The organism is Actinomadura sp. NPDC047616, assembly GCF_040642915.1.
GTDB lineage: Bacteria > Actinomycetota > Actinomycetes > Streptosporangiales > Streptosporangiaceae > Spirillospora > Spirillospora miaoliensis.
Genome location: NZ_JBEYTB010000007.1, coordinates 129,776 through 142,124, shown reverse-complemented (window position 1 = coordinate 142,124; position 12,349 = coordinate 129,776). Strand labels below are relative to the sequence as shown.

Annotated in this window: 9 protein-coding genes; 4 read left to right on the top strand and 5 right to left on the bottom strand. The window is 74.6% G+C overall.

Going from position 1 to position 12,349, the window contains the following annotated elements:
• The first annotated feature begins 131 nt into the window (after positions 1-131).
• From ABZ801_RS18465 to ABZ801_RS18450, 4 genes are all read left to right on the top strand, one after another.
• On the top strand, positions 132-1,109 hold the full coding sequence (locus ABZ801_RS18465; RefSeq protein ID WP_360699080.1) for a substrate-binding domain-containing protein: 978 nt from the start codon (positions 132-134) through the stop codon (positions 1,107-1,109).
• Positions 1,106-2,161 (top strand): ABC transporter permease, encoded by a 1,056-nt coding sequence (locus ABZ801_RS18460; protein ID WP_360699078.1) that lies wholly within the window; start codon positions 1,106-1,108, stop codon positions 2,159-2,161. The genes ABZ801_RS18465 and ABZ801_RS18460 overlap by 4 nt, the downstream gene beginning before the upstream one ends.
• On the top strand, positions 2,158-2,991 hold the full coding sequence (locus ABZ801_RS18455) for an ATP-binding cassette domain-containing protein (protein WP_360699076.1): 834 nt from the start codon (positions 2,158-2,160) through the stop codon (positions 2,989-2,991). Before ABZ801_RS18460 ends, ABZ801_RS18455 begins: the two co-directional genes overlap by 4 nt.
• Before the next feature lie 79 nt (positions 2,992-3,070).
• Positions 3,071-4,996, top strand: a complete 1,926-nt coding sequence (locus tag ABZ801_RS18450) for a cytochrome c oxidase assembly protein (RefSeq protein WP_360699074.1) — start codon at positions 3,071-3,073, stop codon at positions 4,994-4,996.
• On the opposite strand, the gene ABZ801_RS18445 is transcribed toward ABZ801_RS18450, so the two are convergent.
• The 5 genes from ABZ801_RS18445 to ABZ801_RS18425 are packed head-to-tail and all read right to left on the bottom strand — an operon-like array spanning position 4,932 to position 12,296.
• Positions 4,932-6,602: a serine/threonine-protein kinase gene (locus tag ABZ801_RS18445; protein ID WP_360699072.1), complete on the bottom strand. Its 1,671-nt coding sequence runs from the start codon at positions 6,600-6,602 to the stop codon at positions 4,932-4,934. The genes ABZ801_RS18450 and ABZ801_RS18445 overlap by 65 nt on opposite strands.
• Before the next feature lie 49 nt (positions 6,603-6,651).
• Positions 6,652-9,789 carry a chromosome partitioning protein ParA gene (locus tag ABZ801_RS18440; protein ID WP_360699070.1) on the bottom strand — a complete coding sequence of 1,046 codons (3,138 nt, stop codon included), beginning with the start codon at positions 9,787-9,789 and terminating at the stop codon, positions 6,652-6,654.
• On the bottom strand, positions 9,786-10,508 hold the full coding sequence (locus ABZ801_RS18435; protein ID WP_344956439.1) for a hypothetical protein: 723 nt from the start codon (positions 10,506-10,508) through the stop codon (positions 9,786-9,788). The genes ABZ801_RS18440 and ABZ801_RS18435 overlap by 4 nt, the downstream gene beginning before the upstream one ends.
• Positions 10,501-11,094 (bottom strand): hypothetical protein, encoded by a 594-nt coding sequence (locus ABZ801_RS18430; RefSeq protein WP_360699067.1) that lies wholly within the window; start codon positions 11,092-11,094, stop codon positions 10,501-10,503. Before ABZ801_RS18430 ends, ABZ801_RS18435 begins: the two co-directional genes overlap by 8 nt.
• Entirely contained in the window at positions 11,091-12,296 is a 1,206-nt protein-coding gene (locus ABZ801_RS18425; protein WP_360699065.1) for a hypothetical protein, read from the bottom strand. Before ABZ801_RS18425 ends, ABZ801_RS18430 begins: the two co-directional genes overlap by 4 nt.
• Positions 12,297-12,349 lie beyond the last annotated feature (53 nt).

Genomic DNA, 12,349 nt, shown 5'->3' with positions numbered 1-12,349 from the left:
CCGCGCCTGCGGCACGGGAGTGTACCGGCCGCCGCGACGCGGGAACGTTGACATCTGCGCGATCATCCGGAGTCTGGAGGACGCCGGCACGGGCAACCCACCCACCCTCTCGGGGAGAACGGAGACCGCCGATGAAGCGCACACGGAGCATGGCCCTGGTGGCCCTGGGCGCCGCGGCATCACTGGCGCTGGGGGCGTGCAGTGAGTCGGGCGGCAAGAAGGCCGAGGAGAAGGCCACCGCGGGCGGGCCGCCGCTCACCATCGCGATGATCACCCACTCCGGCCCGGGCGACGCCTTCTGGGACATCGTGCAGAAGGGCGCGCAGGCGGCCGCCGCCAAGCACAACGCCAAGTTCCTCTACTCGGCCGACCCGGACGGCGGCAAGCAGGCCCAGCTCGTCCAGTCGGCGATCGACAAGAAGGTGGACGGGATCATCGTCACCTTCGCCAAGCCGGACGCGCTCCGGGACGTGGTGGCGCGGGCCGTCGCCGCCAGGATCCCGGTGGTGTCCATCAACTCCGGGGCGGACGTGTCCGCCCGGTACGGCGCGATCGCCCACTTCGGGCAGGACGAGACGATCGCGGGCGAGGCCGCCGGGCGCGAGCTGGCCAGGATCGGCGCGAAGAAGGCCCTGTGCGTGATCCACGAGCAGGGCAACGTCGGGCTGGAGGACCGCTGCGCCGGGGCCAAGAAGACCTTCGGCGGGCAGATGCAGGACCTGTTCGTCCAGGGCACCAACATGCCGCAGGTCAAGTCGTCCATCACCGCCAAGCTGCAGGCCGACGACGGCATCGACGGCGTGCTGACGCTCAACGCCGCGGTCGCCGCGACCGCCGTCGACTCGGTCAAGGAGAGCGGCTCGCCGGCCAAGGTCGCCACGTTCGACCTCAACAAGGACCTGGTCGGGCTGATGAAGGCGGGGTCGGTGCAGTTCGCCGTCGACCAGCAGCCCTACCTGCAGGGTTACGAGGCCGTCGACCAGGTGTGGCTGTACCGCACCAACGGCAACGTGCTCGGCGGCGGACGCCCCGTGCTGACCGGGCCCGCCATCGTCACCAGGGACGCCGCGGCGCGGATCGAGGCGTACGCCGACCGGGGGACGCGTTGACGGGGCACGCGGTGGCGGGGCCGCCCGCGCCGGCGGCCGACGAACGGCTGGCGCGGCGGTCGTGGGCGCGCCGCCTGCTGGCGCGTCCCGAGCTGGGGGCGCTGCTCGGCGCCGTGGCGGTGTTCGTGTTCTTCTCCCTGGTGGCCGACGCGTTCCTGCGGGCCGACTCCTTCTCCACCGTCCTGTACGCGGGGTCGACGTTCGGGATCATGGCGGTCGGGGTGTCGCTGCTGATGATCGGCGGCGAGTTCGACCTGTCCGCCGGGGTGATGGTGACGACCTCCGCGCTGGTGGCCGCGCTGGTCAGCTACCAGCTCACGCTCAACCTGTGGGTGGGCGTGGCGCTGTCCCTCGTCGTCACCCTCGCGCTCGGGTTCCTCAACGGCCTGCTGTACGTCAGGACCGGGCTGCCCAGCTTCATCATCACGCTGGCGACGTTCTTCATGCTGGCCGGGGGCAACCTGGGCGTCACCAAGGCGGTCACCGGCAACGTGGCCAGCGACTCGGTGCGCGACATGGACGGCTTCTCCTCGGCGCGCGCGGTGTTCGCCTCGGACGTCGACATCGCCGGGATCAACGTCAACATCACCGTGTTCTGGTGGCTGCTGCTGGTCGCCGTCGCCACCTGGATCCTGCTGCGCACCCGGATCGGCAACTGGATCTTCGCGGTGGGCGGTGCCCCGGCCAGCGCCCGAGCGGTCGGCGTCCCGGTCGACCGCACCAGGATCGGGCTGTTCATGGGCGTGGCGTTCTGCGCCTGGCTGTCGGGCATGCACCTGGTGTTCGCGTTCGCCACCGTGCAGTCGGGGGAGGGCGTGGGCAACGAGTTCTTCTACATCATCTGCGCGGTGATCGGCGGCTGCCTGCTGACCGGCGGGTACGGCTCGGCGGTCGGCGCCGCCATCGGCGCGTTCATCTTCGGCATGACCAACAAGGGCATCGTGTACGCCGAGTGGAACCCCGACTGGTTCAAGTTCTTCCTCGGCGCGATGCTGCTGGTGGCCACCGTGGTCAACCTGGTGGTCCGGCGCAGGGTGGAGCGGGCGCGATGAGCGAACGGGTGCCGCTGGTGCGGCTGGACGGCGTCGGCAAGAACTACGGCAACATCATCGCGCTGCGCGAGGTGTCCCTGGAGGTGCACGCCGGGGAGGTCGCCTGCGTGCTCGGCGACAACGGGGCGGGCAAGTCCACCCTCATCAAGATCATCGCGGGGCTGCACCGGCACGACACCGGGACCTACGAGGTCCAGGGCGAGCCGGTGGCGTTCGCCTCGCCCCGCGACGCGCTCGACCGCGGCATCGCCACCGTCTACCAGGACCTGGCGGTCGTGCCGCTGATGCCGGTCTGGCGCAACTTCTTCCTCGGCTCGGAGCGGCGCAGGGCGCTCGGCGTGCTCGACGTGGACTTCATGCGCCGCACCACCAAGGACGAGCTGATGCGCATGGGCATCGACCTGCGCGACGTCGACCAGCCGATCGGCACGCTGTCGGGCGGCGAACGGCAGTGCGTGGCGATCGCCCGCGCCGTGTACTTCGGCGCCAAGGTGCTGGTGCTGGACGAGCCGACCGCGGCGCTGGGCGTCAAGCAGGCCGGGGTCGTGCTGCGCTACATCGTCCAGGCCCGCGAACGCGGCCTCGGCGTGGTGTTCATCACCCACAACCCGCACCACGCCTACCCGGTCGGGGACCGCTTCCTGATCCTCAACCGGGGCCGCGGCATCGCCTACCACACCAAGGACGAGATCACCCGGGAGGATCTCACCGCCCTCATGGCGGGCGGCGCCGAACTCCGGCAACTCGCGCACGAGCTGGAGTCGACGTCCCGCTCCGTCGCCGAGGAGCTCACCGACCGACCCGGGGGGATGGACAAGGGCGCCCCCTAGAGCGGCACGGCTGACGGCCCGGCCCGCCCCGGAAAGGCTCGGTTGAACGGGGCGGGCCGCGGCGCCGTACAGGGAAGGTGTGAACAGCGCGCATTCCCACGGAGACGGGCGGGCCGTCCTGATGGCGTCGCCGGGGCCGGCGGCGGTCGGGCCCGCGCAGGCCGGGCTCGGCGCCGTCGCGGCGGCGCTGGTGGTGCTGGCGGTCGTCGTCCGGTTCGGCGGCTCGATGAGCGAGCAGGCCGCGCCCGGGCTGACCCAGGCGGGGGCGTTCACCAAGGGCGCCCTGGCCCTGTCGGAGCTGGCGATGAACGCCGCCGGGACGCTCACCGTGGGATGGCTGCTGCTCGCCGCCGTGCTGCTGCCCGCCGCGTCCGGTCACCTGGAGCGGTGCCTGCGGGCGGCGTCGCTGAGCGCGCTGGCCTGGACGCTGGCCACCCTCGCCGCGGTCGCGTTCTCGGTGGGCGACCTGTTCGGCGTCCCGGCCGGGCACGTCACGGGGAACCTGCTCACCACGTTCCTGCTGGACCTGCCGCAGGGACGGGCCCTGGCCGCCGTCGCGGTGGCCGCCGCCACCGTCGCGGTCACCGCGCCCCTGGCCCGCACGCCGCAGGCCGCCGGATACCCGCTGGTCCTGGCGCTGGCCGGGCTGCTGCCGCCGATCTTCACCGGGCACGCGGCGGACGCCTCGTTCCACGCCCTGGCCGTCTACAGCCTGGCCGCGCACATCCTCGGCGCGGCCGTGTGGGCGGGCGGGCTGGTCGCGCTCGCCGTGGCGGCGCGGTGGGACGGGGAGCACGCGGCCGAGGCCGTCGCCCGCTACAGCGCCGTCGCGCTGGTGTGCTTCGCGGCGGTCGCGGTGAGCGGCGCGGTCAACGCGTGGGTCCGGCTGGGCGGCTTCGACGTGGGCTCCCGGTACGGCACGCTGGTCGCCGCCAAGATCGCCGTGCTGGCGGCGTTGGCCGGGTTCGGCTGGTGGCATCGGCGGGCGAGCATCCCGCGGCTGCGGTCGCGGCGCGACACGGGGACGTTCCTGTGCGTCGGCGCCGTCGAGATCACCGTCATGGCCGCCGCCATGGCGCTGGCCACCGGGCTGTCGCGGACGCCGCCGCCGGAACCGGCCAGCGACACGCTCGATCCGGTGGAGCTGCGGCTCGGCTTCCCGCTGCCCGGGCCGCCGAGCGTGTCCGCCTACGCCCTGGACTGGTGGGCCGACCCGCTGTTCGGCGCGCTGGTCGTCCTCGGCGGCGTCCTGTACGGGGTCGCGGTCGTGCGGTTGCGCGGACGCGGCGGCGCCTGGCCGTTGACGCGCGTCGTCGCGTGGTACGCGGGGCTGACGATCGTGCTGGTCGCGACGTCCAGCGGGCTGGCCCGGTACAGCATGGTGCTGTTCAGCGCGCACCTGGTGCAGCACCTGGTGGTGACCCTGCTGGCGCCGGTCATGCTGTGGCTCGGCGCGCCCGTCGCCCTGGCGCTGCGCGCGCTTCCCGAGGGGCGGCCCCGGGACCTGCTCGCCGCGGCGGCGCACAGCCGGGGCGTGCGGCTGCTCGCGCATCCCGTCGTGGCGCCGGCGCTGTTCGTCGCGACCCTCTACGGCTTCTATTTCACGTCGCTGTTCGAGTCCTCACTGCGCAACCACGCGATCCACTCGCTGGCCATGGCGGTGTTCCTGGCGGCCGGGTACTGCTACCTGCGGGCCGTGGCGAGTCCTGGACGGGGCCTGCGCGGAATGGCGCTCCTGGCGGCGTCCCTTCCCTTCCACGCCGGCTTCGCGCTGCGCCTCACGGACTCCGACGACGCGTTCGCCGCGGGCTGGTTCACCCGCCTGGGACGGCCCTGGGGCGTCTCCCCGCTCGACGACCAGCGCTCGGGCGGCGAGATCGTCTGGACGCTCGGAGTGACCGCGACCCTGCTGTTCCTGGCCGTGCTCGCCTACCGGCATCTCAGAGCCAGGTCGCGTCCCGCAGCACCTGGTCCAGGCCGGGCATCCCCCACTCGTCGAGAATGAGGACCTTCGCCTGCGGGATGTACCACAACCGCTGCGTGAAGAAGACGCCGGTGTGGCCGTTGAGGTCGTTGCCCATGCATTCGAAGCGCCACTCCTCGTGCTGGGCGTCCCGCGTTCCGACCTTCGCCGCGACCCGCTGCTTCCGGCCCGCGGGCACGGCCATCGCGTACTTCTTCTGCGCGGGCGGGCACACGTGGCCGGGATCGTTGGACGGGATGTACGGCCGGCCGGGGACATAGGAGCTGGCGTCGCGTTCGCGCTTCCAGCCCATGCCGTACTCGTCGAGCACCTCGAACCCCGGGCACTCGTTCTCCCGCCCCACCATCACGGGATCCTTTGCGGTGCTCAGCGGCGTGCAGGACGAGTTCGGCAGTTCGACCTTGTAGCTGGCGCCCTCGGTGTTGTAACGGTGCGCCTTCCAGGCCACCGGCGCCTTGACGCGCAGCGCGCCGAGCGTCAGCGTCCGCGTCGGCGCGGCGCTTCGCACGGCGGCGGGACGCTTCTCGGGCTCCGAGCCGACCGCCTTGTAGACGCCGACCCCGCCCACCCCCGCGCCCACCACGGCCGTCCCGGCGATGGCGACGGCGGTCTTGGTGCCCACCGCGGCCAGCAGACCCGACGTGCCGGACGCCGACGCCGCCGAGGCCGCCGAAGCGCCGGCGGCACCGGCCGTGCCGACGGCCGCGCCGGCCGGGGCCAGCCCGGCGGCGACCAGCGGGAACAGCGCGGCGAGCGCCACGGCGGCCCCGGCCAGGACGCGCAAGCCGCGCGCCTCCCACTCTGGGCCGTACTCCGCGCGCGCCACCGCGTCCAGCTCGGCGACGAACGCGCGGGCGCCGGCGGGGCGGTCGGCCGGGTCCTTGGCCATGCCGCGCGCGACGAGCGGCCGCAGCGGCCCGGGGACCTCCTCGACCGGGACGGGCGCGGACAGGTGCCGTGCCCGCAGCGCGGCCCGGTCCTCGGCCGGGTACGGGCGGCGCCCGATCACCGCCTCGAAGAACACGCACGTCGCGGCGTACACGTCGGTGGCGGGGGAGGCGCCCTCACCGCGCCACTGCTCGGGCGCCATGTACAGCGGCGTGCCCGCGGCCGAGGACTCCCCGGCGAGCACCGCAACGCCGAAGTCGACGAGCCTGCTGCGCCCGTCCGCCGGGACGATCACGTTGGCCGGCTTGTAGTCGCGGTGCACCACCCCGGCGTCGTGCGCGGCGGCCAGCCCGAGCAGCGAGCCCTTCAGCGCGGTCAGCGCCGCCTCCGGCGCCAGCGCCCCGTGCCGCGCCAGGATCTCCTCGAACGAGACGCCGTCGACGGCCTCCATGATGATCGCGATGCCGTCGTCGGTCTCGACCAGCCGGTACAGCCGCGCCACGTGCGGGTCGTCGACCCGGCCGAGCATGCGCGCCTCCTCCCGGAACCGCTCGCGCACGCGGGCGTCGGCGTCGGCGGCCAGATACTTGATCGCCACGGGGGTGCCCGCGCGGGAGTGCCGCGCCAGGACCACCCGGCCCTGCGCGCCCCGTCCCAGCTCGCGCACCTCGTCGAAGCCCGATACCCGCCACTGCGTCACGGCCGCCCGCTCCTCCCGGTCCCGCTGTCCACGCCTCACCCGGTCCTGGATTTGGACGTGCCGGACGCGGCGGAAGTTTGGTCGATCTTCACTCGGACGCCGTGCCCGCGCCACGGGCGGCATCGGGCTCACCGGCGGGCGGACGGGACGCGGCGACGTGCTTGGCCAGCGCCCGCACCCGGGCCTCGTGCCGGTCGTACCCGACCACGACGGGCGGCTCGTTGTACGGCATGGTGTCGGACGAGCGGCGTAGCTTGACGTACTGCCCGCACGCGTCGATCGCGTACGGCTCCATGTCGTCCTGCAACGCGCCGATCACCGTGATGCCGTGCGACTCGCCGATCTCGCGGAACAGCGCCACGGCCTCCTTGCGGTGCTCCTTGCCCAGGTTGCGGCCCAGCTCGTCCAGCACCAGGCACAGGCGGCCGCCGCCGGACGACGCCAGCGCCGCCGCGCACACCAGCTTGACGGCCTTCTCGTCCATCAGCGCGGTGTTGGCGCGCCGGTTGTAAGGGACGTAACGCTGCCCGTCCGAACGCCGCCACTTGGGCGTGACGCGCCACCGCCACTCCTGCTCGGGGTCGGCGGGCGGCTCGGGCGTGGGGAACTCCAGCGTCGCCCCGTACCCGCCGTACTCGACGTCCAGCTTCTCGAACTCCTCGGCGACGCGCTGCAGCCGCGTGCGGATCGCGGCGGTCAGCGCGGTGCGGTGCGCCTCGGCCGCGCCCGCCGCCTCCACGGCGCCCTTCTGCGCCTTGTCCAGGTCGGCGCGGCGCGCGGCCATCTGCACCTCGATCTGCCGCCGCTGGTGCCGCTCGTAGTCCTCCTGCTGCCGCAGGTACGTCTCCAGAGCCCGGACGAGGCGGGGGAACGTCGAGCGTTCGCGCTCGGTGCGGCGGCCCTCGCCCTCGGCGCGTTCACGCAGCAGGAAACGGATCTCCTCGGGCATGTCCTCGTCGGACACGCCGTCGGGGAACACCAGGCGCAGCGCCTCCGACAGGTGCTTCTCGGCGGTGTGCCACCACTCGTCGGGCGTCCAGGTCCGCTCGTCGTCGGTGAGGGCGTCCAGCCACTCGGCCGCCGCCTCCCTCGACTGGCCCCACTCCTTCTCCAGCTCGGCCACGCCCAGGGCGGCGCGGCGCCCCTCCAGTTCGGTGATCTTGGCGCGGATCTGGTCGCGGGTGCGTTCGTGCGCCTCGCGGCGGCCGCGCAGCCGGTCCACCTCCAGGGCGCGCGTGTCGGCCTTGGCCTGCAGGCAGCGCAGCGCCTGCTCGGCCGCGCCCAGCCGCGGCCCCAGCCGCGCCTCACCGGCCGCCAGCTCCTCCAGGCGCTCGCGCAGCCCGGTCATCTTCTCGCGGACGAGCTCCAGCTCGGCGGCGGCCTGCGCGCCCGCCAGGCGCCGCTGCGCCTGCGCCACGTCCGCCGCGGCCTGCGCGGTGCGCTCGCGGGCCGCCTCCAGAGCCGCCCGCGCCGCCTCCAGCGCCGCCCGCGCCGCCTGCACGCGCGCCACCCGCCCCGTCACCGGCTCGGGGAACCCCCCGACGATCACCACGCCCGTGCCGTCGCCGTCGTCGAGCGCGGAGAAGAACCGTCCCAGCGGCAGGCCGCACCGCACCCCCGGCGGATGGCCCTCGCGCTGGGCGACGTCGGCGTCCGCCTCCAGTTCGCCGTCCGCCGGGACGATCATCGAGCCGGGCAGGTCGCGCAGGGCCTTCATGGCGGCGTCCAGGTCGCCGGCGCCGACCACGACGGCCTCCCGGTACGGCCACAGCGCCGCCTCCCAGCGCTCGCGCACGTCCTCGGCCAGCTCCACCGCGTCCAGCAGCCCGACCGCCGCGACGCCCGCCGCCGCCAGCGCGCGGATCTGCGCCGGGGCGCTGCTCTCCCCGGCCTCGGCCTCGGCCAGCTGCCGTTCGGCCCGCGACACCGCGCCCCGGGCCATGCCGAACTCCTGCTGCGCCTCGTCGCGCCGGGCCTCGGCCTCGGCCAGCTCGCGGCGCGCGGCCTCGGCGTCGCGGCCGTCGGCGTCGCGGCGCCGGTCCTCCAGCGCCGACACCTGGCGGCGCAGCTCCTCCAGCCCGTTGCGGGCCACCGCCTTGTCCGCGCCGAGCGTGTCGGCCTGCCCCTTCAGGTCGGCCAGCACCGCGCCCGCCTCGGCCAGCTGCGCGTCCAGCGCGCCGCCGGTGAGCTGCTCGACCTCCCGCTCCGCCGCCTTGATCGCCTCGGCGGCCTCGGCGGCGTCCCGGTGCAGCCGCTCGACCTCGGCGGCGTGCGCCGCGTCGGTCCGCACGGCGTCGGTCAGCAGCCGCGCCTGCCGCGTCCGCCAGTCCCGCACCGCCGCCGCGACCTGCTCGCGGGCCCTGTCACGGCGGTCGAAGGTCTTCAGCAGCGCAGCCGCCTCCCGCTCCCACCCGGCCAGCCGCTCGGCCGCCTCGGCGGCCTTGGCCCGCTCCCGGTGCTCCTCGGCCCGCGACACCCGCTCGGCCTCCAGCTCCCGGTCCAGCCCGGTCAGCGCGGCGATCGCGCTGAAGATCCGCTCCGGCGGGATCTCGTTGAGCGGCTGCGACAGCAGGTTCGTGGCGACCTTGGAGCGCACCGACGTGGACAGGAACGACACGCACCGCACCTGCCCGCCGTACAGCACGCGGGTCAGGTCCTTGGCGACGAAGTCGCGGCGCCCCGCGCTGCGCGGCAGGCCCGCCCACAGCCGGTCGGCCATGGACACCCGCTCGGCCTCCGACGGGGCCGACGCCAGGTGCACCCCGCGCCGCCACCGGATCTCCAGGTGCGGGGCGTCGGCGTTGACGCGCAGCCACACCGTGACCGCCGACGCGCCGTCCTCCTCGGGGGAGTCGGCGTGGTCGAACACGCCGATGATGTAGCCGTGGTCGGCGCTGGCCCACTGGCTCTCGCCCTGCGCCGCCAGCTCGGCGTTGAACAGCAGCTCGGCCACGGCGCGCGCGCCGGACGCGAACCGCCACTGCTCGTCGCCCAGCAGCGCGGTGATGGCCGCGATGAACGACGACTTGCCCGCGCCGTTGGAGTCCTTGGGGCCCTGCCCCGCCACCACGATCAGCGTGCCCGGCACGGTCGGCACCGGATGCGTGGACAGCCGTGAGATGTTCACCGCCTGCACGGCGATGAGCACACGGTCCCCGACGACGTTCTCGTTGTCCCCCGCCCCGGGCGCGGGGCCGGGCACCAACGGTTCGAGGACGGCCGTCATTCGTTCTCCCCCTGATGCGTTCGTTCTGCGGCGCCGGCCTGCCGGGCGGCGTCGGCCTGCTGTGAGGCGGCGCGGGCGCGGCTGTGGCGGCGGGCGCGGATGGTGGCGGCCAGCGGCGAGTCGGGGCCCGCGGCCAGGATCAGCTCCTCCTGCAGGCGGCGGCGGGCGGCCTCGGTGAGCCGGTGGAACTGCGGGCCCGGGACGAACCCGCCCTGCTCGTCCGATCCCGCCTTCACCTGCGACACCAGGCCCGCCAGGCGCAGGCGGCGCAGGGCGGCCTCCAGCTCGCCGATGGGGAGCTGCGAGCGGCGCCGCAGCTCCTCCAGCGGCGTCGGGTACGGCGACAGCCACGAGTCGTCCGGCAGCAGGCCGGTCGCGCGGGGGATCGCGACGGAGTGGATGAGGATCAGCGTCAGCACCGCGCGTTCGTCCGGCGGCGGCACGCACGCCGGGTCGGCGGCCAGCGCCTCGGCGACGTCGTCGCGGTAGGCGGACGTCCAGCGCGACGGGCCGCCCTTGACGGCCGTGCGCACCAGCGTGCGACCGGTCAGGGCGAGCATCTCCTCGACGGTGCGGCGCAGGGCGGGCTCGCGCAACGCCGGGAACCGCACCTCGGGCACCGGCTCGGCTGCGTGCTCCACCGCCATGTACGCGGCCACCAACTCCGCCCGCCGCTTCTCGTCGTACGAACGCAGCAGCGGCTCGAACAGCTCACTCACCCGCATCCTCCACGGGCTCGCCCGGCTCGCCCGCGGGGGCGGCCTGCTCGTCGACGTGGGGCAAGGGCTCGGGCGGCTGGGGGAGACGGCGGATCAGGTCGCGCAACGAGCCCAGGGAGCCCTCGGGCCACAGGGCGACGCGGGGGCCGGGCCGGACGGTCGCGGCCTCCTTCTCCAGCAGCAGCCACCCGGTGTCGTGCAGGCGGCGCAGCTCACCGGTCGCCCAGCGGCGCGCCAGTTCCGCGTCGCCCCGCGACATGCGCACGTACACCTCCAGCACGTCGCCGACGGGGGCGCGTTCACCGGGCCAAGGCGCGTCGTCCAGGCGGGGCCAGCAGCACCGCAACGCGGCGGCCAGCACACGGCGCGCCTGGCCGGGACGGTCCAGCGGCATGGGCGCGATGTCGTACTCCTCCAGCAGCGCCGGGGTGGCGCCGTCGGGCCACGGGGGCAGCAGCCACACGCGCGAACCGTCGCCCGCCGTCACCAGCCCCGGCGGAGTGGGGTCCGACACCGCGATCGAGGGCGCGCCCAGCAGACGCGCCCGCGCCCGGGCGAGCACCTCCGCGGGCACGGGCGCGTTCACGGGCCGGTCCTTTCGAACACGCCGGGGGACAGCCACGTCGGCGACCCGTCCGGACGCGTCGCCAACCCGTCCGACCACACCAGCCGGTAGGGCAGCTCCGGGTGCAGGTGCGCCGACGACAGGTCGGCCAGCAGACGCCGTGCGGCCGTCCAGTCCTGGTCGAGCACCTCCTCCACGGCGACCCGCTCGCGTCCCCGGAGAACCTGCTCGGCGACGACACGAAGACGTTCGGCGGCGGCGTCGTCGCTCGCCGCGTCCTCCGACAGCCCCGGGTCCGGCACGGACGGACGGGGCGGCGCCGGACGGGGCGGGGTCGTGCGGGGGCCGTCCTCCACGGCCGTCACCACCGCGGCGGGCTCGTGCCAGGGCGCCGGCGCGTCGAACACGAATCCGTCCAGCACCGCCGCCAGCTCCTCACGGGAGGCGGTGCGCGCGAACGTCCGCCACGTCTCGGGCGGAAGCAGCGTGAGGTTGCGCGTGGTGCCCGCGGAATCCGACAGCCGGGCCGCGGCGCGTCGCGAGGCGTCCCCGTAGGCGTAGATGGCGGCGCGCAGGTCGGTGCAGGTGCGGTCCAGCTGCGGCCAGCGCCGCAGGATCGCCCCGTGCAGCCGCTCGGCCCGCTGCAGGATCTCCTCGGTGCCCCACAGCTTCGGCGCCTGCTCGCGCAGTTCCTCGATGGTCCCGTTGGTCAGCGTGACCAGCTCGACGCTCCACAGGCGGAACGCGCGCGCCAGCCCCTCGGCCCCCGCGCGCGCCTGCTCGGCCGTCATCCGGGGGTCGGCCACGTTGAGCTGTTCCAGCGCCAGCAGCCGGTGCATCTCGCTCTGGCCGCCGTCCAGCATCATCCGCCGGACGAACATCAGCCCCACCACGCTGGTGAACGACGCGCGGTAGCGAAGCTGGTTGGGCTTGGGGAACACCTCCCGTATCGCGCCCAGGCCCTTGAGCACGCGCAGCCGGTTCTCGAACACCTCGGTGGGGTAGCGGCGGCACACGTACCGCATCTGCTCGCGGCTCAGCCCCTCCTCCCCGGCGTCGGCGAACGCGGCCAGGAGCGTCTCCGCCACGTCCACCATCTCGGGGTCGTCGACGACGGCGCCGCTGTCACGCGCCAGCGCGGCGAACATCTGCCGGTAGACGCCCAGCACCGCCTCGCCGACGAGCACGTCGTCCAGGCTCGGAGCATCGTTGGTGGGGGACACGGCGCACTACGGTACGGCCCCCGTCCCCCGAACGTGGAATCGACGGCCGGGCT